Origin of the sequence: Paenibacillus sp. IITD108, from assembly GCF_036541265.1 — a bacterium.
Classification (GTDB): domain Bacteria; phylum Bacillota; class Bacilli; order Paenibacillales; family Paenibacillaceae; genus Pristimantibacillus.
In genome coordinates this window covers 26,868-44,386 of sequence record NZ_JAZHCT010000015.1, presented here as the reverse complement: position 1 = coordinate 44,386, position 17,519 = coordinate 26,868, and the positions used below count along the sequence as shown (strand labels likewise).

Below are 17,519 nucleotides of genomic sequence, written 5' to 3'. Positions count from 1 at the left end.
ATTAAGCAGCAACATCTCTTTTGTTAAATATATACCAAGTAAGAGCGACAAATACGACCCAGTAGCAAGCCAGCACAATAAGTGAAAATTGCAGTGTCATTCCTTCGCGCATTGGGAAATCTGACAAATACTGCGTTAAGTTCAAATGTATGAACAATACGTAATCAATCCACTTATATTTCAGGGCAGCCAACAGCATCAAAAGATTATTAACAACGAGCAGCAGGAATAGCGCCATTCCGATCGCAAGCGCGCTGCTGCGGAATATCGTTGACAGCATAAATGCCATTGTCACTGTCATGATCGTAGATATAAACGTAAGCCCGTAGGTTTTAAGCAGGTAGCTGATCGGCGACTCATCCTTGGCAAGCCCCATAATATCAGAACTTGTGCTGGTAGACGAGAACAATGAGAAGCACAGCCAGTTAACGAGCAATGTGGCGGCAAGCAGCAATACCGCGAATAAAAGCGTAAACAGGAGCACCGCAATATATTTAGACAATAATATTTTGGAGCGGGACCACGGTCTAATTAACAACAGCTTGATTGTGCCCGTTGAAAATTCCTCCGCAACTATGCTTGCCGCAATAATTACAGCAAATATTGTGACGAGCATATACAAAATAGTTGTTTCTAAGTAAGCTACCTCCCACATCGATGTATCCGATCCGCCAAAGCTTAGCCATAAAATCGAAATAAGCAGGACTAGTCCAACAATAATGCCCATCATCACATATGTTCTAGGCCTGCGGTATATTTTCATATTTTCATTTTTCACTAGCGCCAAAAAATTACCCAATCATCTCACCTCCTGTAACCTCCAAGAATTGATCCTCAAGCGATTTCGATTCTTCTCTAATACTGAATACAAGCAGTCCTGCATGCACTAGCGCAGCATTATACTCCGCCCGTTTCTGGCGGTCTCCCGCAGTGAGCAGCATGCCATTATCGTTAATTTGAACAGTTGCGCCCAGCGCAGTCAGCACCTCTGCCGCGCGCTGAGGATTATCGGTTTCTATTTGAATCGCATGGCTCGCCGCTTTGCCTTGCTCCCCTTGAATAACGCGAATATCGATCAGCTTTCCGTTTTGAATTATGGCAACCCGATCACACATCAGCTCCATCTCAGACAGCAAGTGGCTGGATACAAACACTGCGATTCCTTCCTGTTTGCTTAGACGGCGCAAATAATCTCTCAGCTCGCGAATGCCGGCAGGATCAAGCCCGTTCGTCGGCTCATCAAGAATAAGCAGCTTTGGCCGATGCAATAGTGCCTGCGCAACACCAAGGCGCTGCCGCATCCCAAGCGAATATGTCTTCACTTTATCATGAATTCGCGCATTAAGCCCTACGAGGCTGATTACTTCCTGTACTCTTTCCTTCGTTACATCCGGAACCATCCGGGCAAAATGAATCAAATTTTGATAGCCGGTCAAATATTTATACATTTCCGGATTTTCAACTATAGCGCCTACATGACGAATGGCCTTCTCATATTCGTTCTTTACGCTATAACCGTCAATTTTTATTTCTCCTGAAGTAATCGACATTAAGCCGACCATCATGCGGATCGTAGTTGTTTTTCCAGAACCGTTCGGTCCCAGAAATCCGAATACCTCGCCTGGCGGCAAGTCAAGTGTCAACGAATCAATAATCGTTCGTTTGCCAATACGCTTGGTTACGTTTTGCAGCTGGACTAAAACCTGTTCCATTCCTTATCCTCCCTGAACGCATTTAATCATTAATCTTATCCTAAACATTGCAGCTAGTAATCATACGGAGCGTAACAAGAAAGGTCGCAATCTTTTTACATTACTTATTCAGCATGCGGGCAACCTCACGCCGATTTGCTTCAAATGCGGCGTATCTAGCGACATCCGCTGCCATGCCGCGCCGCTCCATTCGGGCTGTGTGCTCCAGCAGGCGCTTGTAATCCTTTGGAATTATTTTGACAAACTTATCGATCGCCTCATCCCATCCCTCAAGTATGCGTTCAGCCGCTTGGCTTCCCGTATATTTGAAATGCTTTTGAACGATTGATTGCAGCATATCAATATCATCATCCTCTTCCACTCGCTCGAGCACGATCGATTTCAAGTTGCAGCGATAAAAGAAGTCGCCCAGCTCATCGTACATATAGGCAATTCCGCCTGTCATGCCTGAGCCGAAATTGCGTCCCGTTTCGCCTAAAATAACCGTACAGCCGCCCGTCATATACTCGCAGGCATGATCGCCGGCGCCTTCGGCAACGATCACAGCGCCGCTGTTGCGAACAGCAAACCGGGCTCCTGCAACGCCGCTAATATAGGCCTCTCCGCTTGTAGCACCGTATAAAGCTGAATTGCCGACTATAATTTGCTGCTTGGCATCGTATTTGGCTGCGCCAGGCGGCGCTATAACTAGCTTGCCGCCCGATAGGCCTTTACCGTAAAAATCATTGCAATCCCCGTCTACTGTCAGTGTGACGCCTGCTGGAAGGAAGGAGCCAAAGCTGTCACCTCCTCTTCCATTAAAGCGATAATGAATCATATCCTCTGTAAGGGCTGCATCCGTGCTTCTTCTCGTCACTTCACCCGCCAACCCAGTGCCTACCGCACGCATATGAGGATACAGCTTGAATTCCGCTTCGACTTTGCTGCCTGTTTCAAACGCAGCCGCAGCTTTTGGAATCAGCTCTTCACGGTCAATTGAAGACCCGCAGTCTTCAATCGCCAGTAATGAAGCTGCTAATTCACTGTCAGCCGAGCAGTCAATCTTATCGGTTCTCTGAATAAGCTCCTCCAGCTGCAGCGCAGCAAGCTTGTGCTTTCCTGACAGCTGCTGAAGCCTCAGCCTGTCGGAGCAGCCTATCATCTCCTCGACAGTTCTAAAGCCAAGCCCGGCCATTATTTCGCGCAGTTCCTCTGCAATAAAGGTCATATAATTGACGATATGCTGAGGATCGCCGCTGTACTTTTTGCGCAAATCAGGATTTTGAGCAGCTATGCCGACCGGACAAGTATCCAGCTGGCATACGCGCATCATGATGCAGCCGAGCACAACAAGCGGCGCTGTCGAGAAGCTGTATTCCTCTGCCCCAAGCAGCGCGGCAATCGCCACATCGCGGCCTGTCATCAGCTTGCCGTCAGTTTCCAGCACAGTTTTGTGGCGCAAGCCCGTTTCCTTCAGCGCTTGATGGGCTTTTATTAGGCCAATCTCCCAAGGCAGCCCAGCATGCCTGAGCGATCCGATGGGAGAGGCTGCCGTCCCGCCTTCATACCCGCTGATCAGTACGCCCTCTGCGCCATATATGACAGATTGTATGGCGGCAGCATCAATCTGGCTTCCCGAAACCAGCTTTACACTAATTCGCGCTTGCGGGTTAATTTGCTTCAAATCGTAAATCAGTCCTGCCAAATCTCTAGTTGAATAAATATCATGATGGGAGGGCGGGGACGTAAGACCAACGCCAGGCGTAGTGCCGCGAGCTTCGGCAATCCAAGGATATACCTTCAATCCAGGCAGCCTGCCTCCTTCTCCCGGCTTTGCCCCTTGTGCAATTTTAATTTGTATCTCTTCCGCATGCACCAGGTAGCTGCTCGTTACGCCGAAGCGGCCTGAAGCAAGCTGCTTGACCTTGCTGCGCGCATCCTTTGAGCGCTCATGCCCGGCCGCCGCGCATTCCCCGCCTTCACCGCTGTTCGATTTTGCGCCCAATCTGTTCATGGCGATTGCTAAGCTTTCATACGCTTCCTTGCTAATTGCGCCATAAGACATTGCGCCAGTCTTAAATCGCTTCACTATGCTTGCAGCCGGCTCAACCTCCTCCAGCGGTATGCTGGCATTTTCCTCGGTATTGAGCTCGAATAGCGAGCGCAAAGTTACGTGCCGCTTTCCTTCGCCATGCACAAGCGAAGAAAACTTTTTGTACAGATTGAAATCATTTTTTCGGGAAGCGTTTTGCAGCGTATGAATAGTGAGCGGCTCGAACAAATGGTCCTCGCCATCCTTGCGCCATTGATATTGCCCCCCGCTTTCCAGCTCACAGCTGCCCTCATCGTTCAGCTCATATGATTTTAGATGTGTCTGAACTGTTTCTACCGCAAGCTCGGCCAAGCTCAACCCGCCTATATGGCATGTCGTTCCTTTGAAATATTCGTTTACCCAATCCGCCTGCAGGCCGATCGTTTCAAACTTGCCGGAGCCTCGGTATGCCTGAACAGTAGCGATGCCGATCCGTGACATCACCTTCACGACGCCTCTTGTAGCCGCTTGAATATAATTGCGCAGGGCTTTGTCGACGGATATCCCTTTCAGCGCGTCGCTTTCAATTAATGATTCAATCGTATCAAGCGCCGTATAAGGATTAACCGCATCCGCTCCATAGCCTAACAGCAATGCAAAATGATGGGTTTCACGCGGCTCGGCAGATTCCACGATCAAGGATGTCTTCGCTCGCAGGCCATTGTCGATCAAAGTCTGATGAATCGCAGATACAGCAAGCAGCGCAGGTATGGCCGCCTGTTCCTTGGACGTGTCCCGGTCGGACAGAATAAGCAGGGCATGCCCCTTTTCAACTAAACGGCAAGCGGATTGTCCAAGCTTGCTTAGAGCCTCGACAAGCGCTGCATCACCGCCATTAATCGAAAATAAAATAGGCAGCGTCATCGCTCTGAGCCCTGCCCTGCGCAAGCGGCGCAGCTTGCCCAGCTGATTGTTCAGCAGCATCGGCGTATCAAGCTTAATATGCCTGCAGCTTTGCGGCTCTGCATGCAGCAGGCTGCGTTCCGCGCCCAGCGTCAATTGCGTAGCCGTTGACGCTTCCTCGCGAACAGGGTCTATCGCAGGGCTTAGCACCTGCTGGAATTGCTGTTTGAAATAATTGTAGATGCGTTGATGCTGATTCGATAATAATGCGATCGGAGCATCAAAGCCCATCGATACGATCGGATCCTGGCCTGTTCCAGCCATCTGTTCCACCATGCGATGCACGTCCTCAGCCGTGTAGCCGAACCGGATATGGGTGCTGAACAGCTCTTGAGCATCCAGCTCCTCTTTGGATAAGGCATCGGGCAGCTCATCAATATGAATCAGCTGTTCCGAAATCCATTGCTGGTAAGGGTGCTGAGCCGATAAACGATCCTTGATCTGATCATCTGCCACAACTGCGCCCAGCCTCGTATCAATTAGCAGCTGCCTGCCGGGACGCAGCCTGTTCTTCACAGCAATCTGCTCTTCATCGATATTGGCGGATGCAGGTCTAGTAGAGAGGAGAACAAGCTCGTCATTCGTAATCAAATAGCGGACAGAGCGGAAGCTGTTGCGATCAATCATCGCTCCTATCCGCTCGCCGTCTGTAAACAGCAAAACAGCAGGCCCCTCCCAAGGCTCCATCTGCGTGCTGCAATATTGATAAAATGCGCTTAATTGCTTATTGAGCGGCGAGGCAGACAAGGCCAGATTAGGCATCATCTGCAGCGCGCATTGCTCGACCGGCAAGCTCGACAAGTAATATTGCTCGGCTAGTCGATCGGCCAAAATCGTGCCGTACATTCCGCAGCTTTGCGGCAAATTCGTATCCAAATAGCCCAAATCGAGCTTATCTTCTGTACCCTCATGCCACCAGCCTTCGAAAGCATGCTGCCGTACTTGGAGCATGCTGCGGTTGCTGCGCAGGGAATGGATTTTACCGCTGCGCAGCATGTAGTGGCAGGCAAGCGGCAACGTCCAGCTGAAGCGCTCATCGCTGTAGCGGTAAGTAAAGACGAGCGCGAACGCCGCCTCCAGCAATTCATTGCTCAGGTCGGAGAAAAACGAAGCGAGCTTGCTTCCCGCAAGCGGCGCTTGATAAAGAATACGGGTAGAAGAGAAGCTTGCTACAGCGCCTTTGTTTAATCCATGCTCTGCGCAAATATTCTCCGCTTGCCTGCGTGCCGCAAATACAGCCCGTTCCAGTTCCGTTGCATGGATCTGCGTCTGCTGAGGGCTGCTGCCTACTATCAGCTGCCGATAAACTGGCTGATCCGCTCTAATTCTGTCGATCTCGGCCGCAGCTGCTTCCCCGGCGGCCGGTACGTCCCTCCAGCCGATTACAGCCAGCTTATCCGAGCCGTTCAGCCGCTCCTCTATCGCTTGCTCGATTTGCCTGCGCCTGAATGCATCCTGCGGCAAATGCAGCATAGCTACCGCATATTTTCCTTCCTCCGGCAGCGAAATGCCGCTATTTTGCAGCTCGCTTGCCAGCAGCCTATGCGGTATTTGCAGCATAACAGCCGATCCAAAGCTGCTTAAATACGCCTCAGAATATGCGGCGGACATTTCATCCAGCATTTGAATGGCTTGATCTATTACATTGGCGGATCGCTTTGCTTTGATGTGGACTGCAAAGCCCATATCAATCAAGCTGCTGCCAAAAATTTCAGGATAAGCATTTCGGACTGACAGGCTATTTTTCTCTTGTTGTTCCATATTGAGCGACCTCTCTCAATGTATAAAATTAAAATTACTTATATCAATTAAATTGAAAATTATTCACATATCTCTTTTATTTTATCATAGAATAGAGTTGATAGATTTATGAAGATTATTTTTAAAAGAAAGGAAGTGCCGTTTTTGTTTAGTTTAAAAAAGATATCAGCATTTCGCTCCTTTTTGCTTATATGTACGGGGCTTTTGCTGGCTATTCCTTCTGCTTTGGCCGACAGCTCTTTGGCAGCTGCAACAAATACTGACGGTTTGAAAAAGGAAAATTATGAGCTGGTTGTGATTGGCGATTCTTTGGCAGCAGGGTACGAAAGGGGCTTTACTGAAGCTTCCGTGCCTTACGGGTTTGCGGAGCACGTCTACGAGCAGGCATTATTTCAAGGCTTTAGAACGGAATACAGTAACTTCGGCATTCTTGGCCTAAGATCCGAAGGATTGTATAACTGGCTGCTTGCTGCTGCCAATGGCACAACGATTGCAGCTGATGAAGTACAAGCTAATCTGGCTGACCCGCGTGCGGAGCAAATTATTAAAGAAACTAGCAAGCTAACAGCCTCCATCAGCAAAGCCGATTTAATTCTGATTTCAATTGGCGGCAATGATTTTACTAAGCTGATAGCCGATTTAGACAACATTGAGGGCAGCTCGTTTAAAGATGAAATAAAAGATTCGGTCGTTACCAGCATAAATACTATTCTCCAGCAATACAGCGCTAATGTGGACAATATCCTTAAACAGATCTGGGAGCTCAATCCCAGCGCGCAAATTGCAATAGCCGATCAATATTTGCCAATACCGTCGCCTGGATCTATTCATGAATATGATCCGAACAAAGCTGAAGTGCTAAGAGAGGGCGTCAAGCAGCTGAGGCTTGAATTGGAAAGCATCGCATCCCAATGGAACAAGCAAGGGCATAAAATGGTCATTGCCGATGCCGACAAAGCGATTAAAGGCAAGGAGTTTCTGCTGACTTCCATTATGGCAAAGGATATTCATCCGAATGCTTCCGGCTACAAAGCGCTCGGCGAGGCTTACTCCAAGGCGATATGGGGTGACTATTTAACACTTGCGCCTAGAGCTGCGGATGTACCGATATCCATCATCGTAAATGGCAAGGAGTTGTCTACGCAATATGCTCCTGTCATTATTAAAGGCAGAACATTTTTGTCTCTGCGCGACATTACGGATGCGATTGGGGCTGATTTGGAGTGGGATGCAGCTACAAAAACGGCCGCAATTACGCTTGAAAATCGAACAGTCGATATTACAATCGGAGCAAGCACGATTCGTATTGACGGTGAAACAATGCCGTTGAATGCGGTACCTGCTTTTATGCACAAAATCAATAATACAGGCAAAACGTATGTGCCTCTGGCAGCCTTGTCAGAAGGCCTTGGCCTTCAGGTTGTATATCGCGATACACTGAAAGCCGCATTTATTAACGAATAAACAAGGACAGGCAGCTTATACTAGAACGGAAGGCGCTATTTAAAATTTCTGTTCGGCATAAGCTGCCCATAAAGCGGTGTACAGCTTCAATCCGGTTTATATTCTTGTTTCAGCTCCTTCAATATTTCAAGCCCTTGTACAGCCCAGCGCTGCAAGCGATCCAAATTTGCTATTTCTGCATCTACTGCTTGCAGCAAGGACTGGCGATAATCCGGCACACTGCCGCTATATGGTTTCAAATCTCTAAGCAGCACGGTTGTTTTTTCAGTATAGCTAAGCGCGCGCCGCTCATGGAACATAGCTGCATCGGGATTATAGGGCTGGTGCAAATCGCCCTGATCAGGATGCTTCAGCACGGCAAGCACCTTCACGACGGCCCTCGGACTGTTCACTTGCACGACCTCGCCTATATAACGTCCGGTCCTTACCTCAGCCAACACGAGATCTCCTTCTTGGCAGACTGCTGATTTTGCGTGCTCACTCATTACAATTCCTCCTAGGATAGTTACTTATATGCAAGCGCTTCTAGAACGTTCCTCCATATATTTTTCCTTAAAATTATATCTGAAAGCTTATAATATTTACTGTAAATTAACGGGATAGTATTAACAAGACTTGTATTTTTGACTTGTATTGTATTTCAACGAGCAGTAATATGGAACAAGAAGAAACGCTGTGTCCTTTTCTGAGGACGTCCAGTTTCTCGGACAATTATAAGAACAAACTTATTCCTTCTTATAATTTAAGAAAAGTAGGTGACTATATGCGCAAAAAGAGAGTGCTTCTGCTATCAGAGGGATTCGGCTCTGGACATACACAGGCCGCTAATGCGCTCGCAATGGGACTGAAGCAGTTATGCCCAGGCATTCAAACACGCGTAATTGAACTCGGAAAATTTCTTAATCCGGTTGTAGGGCCTTTAATCGTATCCGCGTATCGTAAAGCGGTAAGCAATCAGCCTCGCATGGTAGGCATGATGTACCGCAGCAATTATCAAAGGTCTTTGAATCGTTTTACACAGCTTGCCTTGCACCGAGTATTTTATACGCATACTTCACAAGTAATTTCACAATTAAAGCCTGATGTCATTATATGCACTCATCCTGTCCCTAACGCCGTAGTAGCCAGACTAAAGCGGCTTGGACAAGATGTTCCATTATATACGTTAATTACGGATTATGATGCGCATGGATCATGGATTGGCCAAGAGGTGAACAAATATCTCGTCTCCTCGGCCACTGTAAAGGAACGGCTAGTTATTAAAGGGGTCAGTCCCGATCGTATTATAATTACCGGAATCCCTGTTCATCCTAATTTTTGGGAAGACAATGACAAGGAGCAGGTACGTAAACAGTTTAATTTAAAAAATATGCCAACGGTACTCATAATGGGCGGAGGTTGGGGTATTCTATATGAAGACAACGCATTAGCCTACATGACCAAATGGCGCGAGTCGACTCAGCTTATCTTTTGCGTAGGCTCGAATGAAAAGATGAAAGAAAAAATGCTTGCCGATCCGATCTTTCAGCATCCTAACATTATAGTTTTGGGATTCACAAAAGAAGTGAATAAGCTGATGGATATTGCTGATCTGCTCGTCACAAAGCCAGGCGGGATGACGTGCACCGAAGGAATGAGCAAGGGGCTTCCAATGTTGTTCTATGAGCCGATTCCAGGGCAAGAGGAAGAAAATTGCGATCATTTCATATCGGCTGGCTTTGGAGAGATGCTTGACTCCAATCATGTTGTCGACAAATGGTTTAGATTAATACATGAGCAAGGCGAGGCTGAGCGTTTCCGCGACCGGCTTCTTGAAATCAGAAATTCCAATTACAATCCAAAAAGCTGTCCAGAAGCCGTCCTGCAACTTTTGCAATGACGGCTTTCTTTTCACAAAGGAGCGATGAAATTGGCTGCACAAAATATTATTGTCCGGCTTGAAATTGATACGCAGACCGCTAATTTCAGCAATGCTGCTGCAGCAATTGCACAACTTCAAGGCGATATTATTGCGATTGACATGATTCACTCCGAACGCGACAAAACGATTCGAGATGTTACGGTTACGATTCCCGGACAGCATGCGATGGAAAGGCTGAATGGTGCGCTGCAGTCCGTTCCGGGCATCAAGCTGATTCATATGTCTGACCGCACCTTTCTGCTGCATTTAGGCGGTAAAATAGCGATGCAGCCCAAAACGCCGATTCTAAACCGCGATGATTTATCTCGTGTGTATACGCCTGATGTAGCCCGTGTATGCAAAGCAATTGAAGAAGATCAGACAAAAGCCTATACGCTTACGATGAAGCGTAATTCCGTTGCTATTGTATCCGACGGCAGTGCTGTGCTTGGCCTTGGGAATATAGGGCCTCATGCTGCTATGCCAGTTATGGAAGGCAAGGCTGTTCTATTCAAGCAATTTGCTGATGTGGATGCTATTCCAATCTGTCTGGACACACAGGATACAGATGAAATTGTCCGGACAATCAAGCAGCTTTCTCCCGGCTTTGGCGGCATTAATCTGGAGGATATTTCTGCGCCGCGCTGCTTCGAAATTGAAGAAAGACTGCGCAAGGAGCTGGATATTCCCGTATTCCATGATGACCAGCATGGTACTGCTGTCGTTATTTATGCCGGTCTGATTAACGCGCTTAAGCTTACTGGAAAAACGCTGTCCGATAGTCGAATTGTTGTTTGCGGCATTGGAGCTGCGGGAACTGCCTGCACCAAAATGCTGCTTGCAGGAGGCGCCAGACATATAATTGGTGTTGATCGCGTCGGTATTTTAACTGCTGGCAACAGCTACAGCAACTCCAACTGGAATTGGTATGCAGAGCATACGAATAAAGAGCGGCTTACTGGCGGATTACGGGAAGCTATCGCGGGAGCTGATGTATTTATAGGCGTATCTGCCGGCGGCATACTGACAAGAGAGCATATTGCAAGCATGGCTGAAAAACCGATCGTATTTGCAATGGCGAACCCGGAGCCCGAAATATTGCCGGAGCAGGCCGTTGACCTGGTAGCCGTATTCGCCACGGGCCGGTCTGATTATCCGAATCAGATCAATAATGTGCTTTGCTTTCCGGGGATTTTCAGAGGGGCGCTGGACAGCCGTTCCGCTGTCATTAACGAAGAAATGAAGCTGGCTGCGGCAGAAGCAATCGCCTCTGTTATTCCTGAGGAAGAATTAACTCCGATGTACATTATTCCAAGCGTGTTCAACAGCAAGGTCGTTGAAGTAATCAGAAATAAGGTTATCGCAGCAGCTCAAGCTAGTGGAGTTGCCCGAAGAAGCTATACTTGATCTGGCTGGTCCGTTACTATTTTATTTTTGTAAATTTTGTGCAGCTGGAATGAACATCATAGTCATTCCAGCCTTTTTTATGCATAAGTTGTATTAAAGCGTGCTAGTTTAATATAAAATCTGTTCAAATTAACAGTCATTCCTGTACGGAAGTCTAGGAGACTAATGCTTAATTCATATGTTATAATGAGCAGGTCAGTCAAACATAAAGGAGCCTGCGAATGATTCAAGCCGTTGTAGATTTTTTAAAAGATTTTGGCCCCTGGGGACTATTTATCCATTCCTTTTTCGATGCTATTATTTTTCCAATCCCAGCCTTCTTTTTGCAGGTTTCATTAAGCTTGCTTAATCCTTCTTCAGCACTTTTACTTGCAACTTTAGGTTATATTGCTTGTTTGCTTGGGACGCCAATCGGATATCTTCTGGGCAAACTAATGGGCAAATCCGTTCTGTATAAGTTTCTAAAAAAAGAATGGATCGATGCCGCCACAAAAAAGTTTCAGGAAAATGGCGAAGCTGCAATATTAATCGGCTCCTTCACTCCTATTCCATTCAAAGTATTCACTATTCTTTCCGGCTGCCTTAACTTTCCGCTTTGGAGATTGATCGGTTATGCCGCATTAGGCAGGGCGGTCAAATTTTATGCTGTAGGCTTGTTGTTCTACTTTTATGGCCGTGCAGCAGAGCATATGGTGCAGGATGTTTCCCTTTATATTTTCTTGGGCGGGATACCGGTCATCGTAATATTTTTATTAGTTCGCCGATATCTTAAGAAAAAGAAAAAAAGCGCAAATGTCATTGAAGTACAGGAAACAGAAGAACAGGAACAAGAGGCGGCAGCCCCGCCAGCGCTTCCGCTAGTTGCGGAACAACAAAGAACAACGAATGTGGATCAATAAGCAAAATAATTAAATCATAACACCTGCTGCCTAAAACATTTCATTGCTTAGGAGCGGGTGTTATTTATTTTATGCCTGCAAACTCTGCCAAATATGCGCGGAAATTCTCTTTTATTGAACTATAATCTTCAATTTAACGACTGCTGTAAAAGCTTATTCCGGGCAGGGAAAGGCACTGATATAATGGAACCGTATAGAGTTGATTTATTGCAGGCGGCCATTCGTAATACTGCTCAACCGCAATGAATCTATAATCTTTCGGAAGTGACTAGCGGAGGTGTCGATTTGATAGCAGAATCGGAAAAAAACAAATCGGATTTAATTATTATTGGGGGAGGTCCAGCTGGATTATTCGCTGCGTTTTATGGAGGCATGCGGCAAGCATCGGTAAAAATAATTGAAAGCATGCCAGCTCTAGGAGGCCAGCTAGCCGCCTTATATCCTGAAAAATATATTTATGACGTTGCAGGATTTCCTAAGATTACGGCTCAGCAATTAGTCGATCAATTAATCGAGCAGCTCAGTTTGTTTCCAACAGAAGCGTGCTTGGAAGAAAAGGCGATCAGCGTCATCAAGCATGACGAAAGAGATTTCGAGGTCGTAACGGATAAAGGGAGCCATTATGCCAAAGCCATCATTATTACGGCTGGCGTCGGCGCTTTCGAGCCAAGGCGGCTTGAGCTAGAGCAAGCAAAAAAATATGAAAAAGCTAATCTTCATTATTTCATCAATGATCTGCAAGCTTTCCGCAATCGCCGGGTACTTATATGCGGCGGCGGCGATTCTGCAGTGGATTGGGCTTTAATGCTTGAGCCCATCGCCAAAAGCGTTACGCTCGTTCATAGAAGAGAGAAGTTCCGCGCCCACGAGCATAGTGTGGAGAATTTGCTCCAATCTAATGTAAACATTGTTACTCCTGCAGAAATTACTGATGTGCACGGCACTGATTGTATAGAGCGTGTTACTCTCACAAATGTAAAGACAAAGGAGGAAGCGCAATTCGAAGTTGATGACGTGATCGTCAATTACGGATTTGTTTCCACTCTAGGTCCAATCGCTGACTGGGGCATACATATCGAGGGCGGTTCGATTAAAGTGGACAGCCGCATGGAGACAAACGTCCCGGGCATCTTTGCTGCGGGCGACATAACGACGTATCCGGGAAAAGTAAAGCTGATTGCAGTCGGCTTTGGAGAAGCTCCTACAGCTGTCAACAACGCAAAAGTATATGTTGATCCCAGCGCCAAGCTTAGTCCCGGTCACAGCAGCAATATGAAGCTTTAGCGTAGAAGCAGTCCCATAAGTCATGAACATGACCGGGACTGCTTTTTAAGTTTTCACCTTATACCTATTCCTATATTTCACCGACATTGGCCTGCAAAGGCGGACGCTGCCGCTTCTCCATTCCCATTCTTGCTCTCCGTTCCCCTTTTCTCATTGCTAAGCTAGAAGTTTGCGCCAAGCTTCCAGCTATGCAACCATCGCAAATATAAATTAAGCCGCCTAACACTCCTATTTGAAAGAGCACTAGACGGCTGTCATCCGCTATTCTATCTATCCGCTTTAGTATTGATCATATTTCAAGTCCATCGTAGCAAAGCCGCAAAACTCCGGGAAATTATTTAACACACTGTCGATCTCCGCCTGCTCGTAGCCCATGCGCTGCAAGTGCATTTGCTTCGCTTTTTTCTCTACGGATTGCGCCGTTTCAAAGTCATCAATATGCTCAAACAGCTTTGCTCCCCATTTCTTGCCAAAATTGACATGTAGACGCTCATCGGCAATATCGAACTCCGATTGAATGGAAGACATAGGATCTCCATGATCAAGGAAAGCGTCAATAGATTTACGCTTCTTAATAAAGGAGCAGGGCTCCATAACCATCGTCAACGCGGAATAAAATTCAGGAAAGGCTGTATCCATATTTTCTTTGGACGGGACTGTGCTTGGGTGCCAGGAGAAATCTTCCGTCTTGTAACCCATTTGCTTCAGACGTCGAACGCCCATTTGACTATGGCGTACTTCATCCCAAGTATGCCGCGCTACATCATAGTAAAATTCCATAGGCATGCGCTGCACTCCATAATACAAATATGTCATCGTTTCAGCCGCTGACATTTCAGAAGCGTTAATAAATACCATATGCTTCACACTGTTATGGGTAGGTGACTTTGGATCAAACATTGCACTTTTAAATTTTGTTAAATCAACAAGCGGATAACGCGGATCAACGGCAGCTTTCGGAGGGACGGGTCCGACAGGGTTTTCCACTGTAAATGCCGGCCACTGCAAGGCACTCCCCTTGCTTTGATGATCCAGCTTCAACTCCATGATCTTCCAGGTATCCCGCACATAATCCTGCCATTTAAAAAATTCAGCGCGCGCGGCCATGTCATCCATAAAGGCAAACTGGGCATGCTCTGTTCCCCATTGCGTCAGCTCAATACGATCCGTTTCTATATATTTCAGCCTTTCTAAAGTTGGGGCATCCAATATTTGATCAAGTAATCTCGTTAATTTGGCATAACGGTCATAAAGCTGAACAGCTGCATAATTGTACGCGGCCGCAAAAGCTTCAGTAGACGGGGCGATCGAAATACGCTCGAACGCTTCCCGCATTGCTTCCGGCGTCCAATCCTTGCGCCCGATATTTGAGCCCGGCAGCTCATTGATCCGCTCCTCCAAAAACATCATATGCGTCGTATGAAGATAGGACATTCTAACAAGCTTCCCTTTTATATCCCAATCCGCAAAGGAAGGTGCCCAGCCCATTGTCATACGCGACAGCTCAAACTCCAGCCAGTAAAATGTTTTTAATAATGCCGCTGTATCAATCGGACGCAGCATTCCCCTGCGCAGCTCGCGATCCTGCTCCAAAAAGCTGTAATCATTCAAATCCACTTCAATTTTTCCACTCATGATTATCCCTCCTGACCTCTGATTTCATTGTATCGAATCGTTTTTAAATTGAATTGCAAAATAATCTTCTGGCTTATCACAATACTATTTGAACTTGAAAGCGCGTCCAATCCCTTATAAATAAAGAAAAGTTAAAAAGAAACGGCTTCGCTGCAAAGCTTTTAAATGGTTATAAGATGGTTATAAGTTAAAAAAGTCACATCTTGCAAAATCGCCTTATGATTTTATAAAAAAAGCCAAGTTTCGGCACATCTATTTTTGCTACATTATAGTCAGTTACCATATCTAAAACCGAAAGGGAGTCCAACTTATGAAAAATTACTTGGAGCAAAGTAAAATCGAATTTTATAAGGAAAACGGATTTGTACAGGTTGATAACATTTTGACAGAGGAAGAGCTTGATGAGCTGTCTGAATTTCTGGAAGAGGCTATGACACAAGAGGGGACTAATTCTTTCGCTACTTCTGCAAAGGGCGGAAGCTATTATAAAGTATTGAATCAAAAGGTTAATGTTTGGCGCGACCACGGCGGCATGAGCCGTTACAGCTTCCATCCCAAGCTTGCGCAAATTGCCATGGAGCTTACAGGCGCAAAGGGCATTCGCGTGTTCCACGATCACGGATTGTGGAAAATGCCGCAGGACTCCAAGCCAACAGCTTGGCATCAGGATTTTCCTTATTGGCCGATGACAGAGCCGGGCGCTTTGTCTGTATGGATTCCGATGCATGATGTCGATGAGCATAACGGCTGTATGATGTTTGTCCCTGGCTCGCACAAAATTGGCAAGCTGACAGGCATCGATCTAGCTAACCCGCAGGACATCTACGAGCAGATTGAGGGTACGGAGCTGGAGAAAACAAAGCCGGTTAAAATTCCTTTGAAAAAAGGCAGCTGCACCTTTCATGACGGCTTGACGTTCCACTTTGCACATGCCAACAACAGTGATAAGCCGCGCCGTGTGCTCGCGATCATCTTCATGCCGGATGGCACCGTCTACAGCGGTAAAAGCCATCCGGTTACGGACAACGCCGGACTTGAAGCGGGCAAGCCGTTCGGCGGCGGATTATTCCCTCTTGTCGCGCGCCGGAAATAAACGAACTGTAGATAAGCAAGGATAAACGGCTCCGCCGTCCTTTAGACAGGCGCGTTTACCTACTCGCTAACTACATTCCCTAGCTGGTCAGTCGTTCCGTTATTACACCCAAAATCGCAGTTTTGAAGCAGCAAAGTGACAGACGTTCCGTTATTGATCTATAATTCTCAGAAAAAGACACATGTAGAGCCGAATAGCGGAACGTGTGACCGCCAAATTAAAAAAATGCTGGTTTTAAGGCAAATAACGGAACGTGTGACCATCTTGATCCATTGAGAGCAATGTGACCACAAAATTCAAAAATACAAGCAATGCAATAGAAATTGATTTTTGCCCAGACCAGTCCGCATAACCTTGCGGGCTTTTTTATAGTTTTGTACCGCGCGCAGCTCCAAGCACGCGGTGTATTGCTACATGACGGCGGTCGGTCGACCACAGCAAATGTCAGCCAGTCGCATTAATCAGCATAGCCTGCTCTCTCGAGGCGCTTTTATAATCCCCCGGCGTCATGCCCGTTGCTTCTTTGAAGGTGCGTATAAAGTGTGAAGAGTCATTGAAGCCGGTGCGCGCAGCAATTTGCGTAATTGTCACATTTTCTGCATGGAGCATTTGCTTAGCGCGAGCAATCCGCTCCAGCATTAAATATTGATATGGCGTATAGCCGGTAAACATTTTGAAAATTTTAAACATATAGGATTTGGAAATATGAAATTGCTCCGCCAGAGCAGACATATCAATCCGATCGCAGCAATGCTCTACGATATGCTCCATCATCCGCGTCGTAATTTCCCGCATTTCTGTCGAAGCCCGCTCTACGCTTACAGATGACTCCTTCGTTCTGCCAAGCAGAAGAATTAGTTGCGTCAGCAAGGTTTTGACGAAAAGCTCATAGCCCTTCTTCTTTTCCTTTAGCTCGCGTTCAGCGGATTGAAGAATATCCTGGATTTTGAGCAAATCCCTGCTTTCTAATGTCATTTCCAAAGAAACGATATCGTCCTGTGGAAACCATGATTGTACAATAGCTACTATTTCCTGGTCAGATTCAAGCAGTGCACCGAAATAGTTTTCCTCCACAGACAAAATCGTTCTGCGGTATACTGACTCCTGATTAACCTGTACAGCGTGATAAACTAGCGGACGAATAATAAACACATTGCCCGGCTTTACTTTAAATTCCTGATTTCCAACCATCATCAACGCCTTGCTGGAAAATGAAAAATGAAATTCATAGCCGTTATGCGAATGCAAAGCGTGCATGTTCGGATCGTCGTTTTTGTTTTCGCAGTAAACTGGAAAATGGCCCAGAGATTCATTAAATGCGTGATCGACAAATTTCTCCATTGGCATTGCCATCGTTAACCGCCCTCTTCACTTTAGTAGGTTGTTGTGC

At 46.6% G+C, this 17,519-nt stretch carries 12 protein-coding genes; 6 read left to right on the top strand and 6 right to left on the bottom strand.

The genetic code is table 11. The features are described 5' to 3' along the window. Position 1 precedes the first annotated feature (1 nt). The 3 genes from V1L65_RS14570 to gltB form a co-directional block, all read right to left on the bottom strand. Positions 2–799 (bottom strand): ABC transporter permease, encoded by a 798-nt coding sequence (locus V1L65_RS14570; protein WP_331699916.1) that lies wholly within the window; start codon positions 797–799, stop codon positions 2–4. Then, positions 792–1,712 (bottom strand): ABC transporter ATP-binding protein, encoded by a 921-nt coding sequence (locus V1L65_RS14565; protein WP_331699915.1) that lies wholly within the window; start codon positions 1,710–1,712, stop codon positions 792–794. Before V1L65_RS14565 ends, V1L65_RS14570 begins: the two co-directional genes overlap by 8 nt. Before the next feature lie 100 nt (positions 1,713–1,812). After that, positions 1,813–6,447 (bottom strand): glutamate synthase large subunit, encoded by a 4,635-nt coding sequence (gene gltB, locus V1L65_RS14560; protein WP_331699914.1) that lies wholly within the window; start codon positions 6,445–6,447, stop codon positions 1,813–1,815. A 144-nt stretch (positions 6,448–6,591) separates the two neighbouring features. Here gltB and V1L65_RS14555 point away from each other — a divergent pair, with 144 nt between their 5' ends. Next, positions 6,592–7,911: a stalk domain-containing protein gene (locus V1L65_RS14555; protein WP_331699913.1), complete on the top strand. Its 1,320-nt coding sequence runs from the start codon at positions 6,592–6,594 to the stop codon at positions 7,909–7,911. Positions 7,912–7,997: 86 nt separating this feature from the next. Here the strand turns inward: V1L65_RS14555 and kapB are convergent, their stop codons facing one another. Beyond that, entirely contained in the window at positions 7,998–8,396 is a 399-nt protein-coding gene (kapB, locus tag V1L65_RS14550) for a sporulation phosphorelay system protein KapB (protein WP_331699912.1), read from the bottom strand. 278 nt (positions 8,397–8,674) lie between these two features. Between kapB and V1L65_RS14545 the strand changes: the two genes are divergently transcribed. The 4 genes from V1L65_RS14545 to V1L65_RS14530 all read left to right on the top strand — a co-directional run bounded on the left by V1L65_RS14545 (position 8,675) and on the right by V1L65_RS14530 (position 13,401). Continuing rightward, entirely contained in the window at positions 8,675–9,790 is a 1,116-nt protein-coding gene (locus V1L65_RS14545) for an MGDG synthase family glycosyltransferase (RefSeq protein WP_331699911.1), read from the top strand. Positions 9,791–9,814: 24 nt separating this feature from the next. Beyond that, positions 9,815–11,218, top strand: a complete 1,404-nt coding sequence (locus tag V1L65_RS14540) for an NAD-dependent malic enzyme (protein WP_331699910.1) — start codon at positions 9,815–9,817, stop codon at positions 11,216–11,218. A gap of 221 nt (positions 11,219–11,439) precedes the next feature. After that, entirely contained in the window at positions 11,440–12,117 is a 678-nt protein-coding gene (locus V1L65_RS14535; protein ID WP_331699909.1) for a YqaA family protein, read from the top strand. Positions 12,118–12,402: 285 nt separating this feature from the next. Continuing rightward, a complete protein-coding gene (locus tag V1L65_RS14530) occupies positions 12,403–13,401 on the top strand; it encodes an NAD(P)/FAD-dependent oxidoreductase (RefSeq protein WP_331699908.1) in 999 nt (332 codons plus the stop codon). Between the two features lie 279 nt (positions 13,402–13,680). Here the strand turns inward: V1L65_RS14530 and V1L65_RS14525 are convergent, their stop codons facing one another. Then, on the bottom strand, positions 13,681–15,036 hold the full coding sequence (locus tag V1L65_RS14525; RefSeq protein ID WP_331699907.1) for a DUF455 family protein: 1,356 nt from the start codon (positions 15,034–15,036) through the stop codon (positions 13,681–13,683). Between the two features lie 310 nt (positions 15,037–15,346). Between V1L65_RS14525 and V1L65_RS14520 the strand changes: the two genes are divergently transcribed. Continuing rightward, complete coding sequence (locus V1L65_RS14520) at positions 15,347–16,129, top strand: phytanoyl-CoA dioxygenase family protein (protein ID WP_331699906.1); 783 nt, start codon at positions 15,347–15,349, stop codon at positions 16,127–16,129. A 444-nt stretch (positions 16,130–16,573) separates the two neighbouring features. Here the strand turns inward: V1L65_RS14520 and V1L65_RS14515 are convergent, their stop codons facing one another. Beyond that, positions 16,574–17,482 (bottom strand): AraC family transcriptional regulator, encoded by a 909-nt coding sequence (locus V1L65_RS14515; RefSeq protein WP_331699905.1) that lies wholly within the window; start codon positions 17,480–17,482, stop codon positions 16,574–16,576. Positions 17,483–17,519 lie beyond the last annotated feature (37 nt).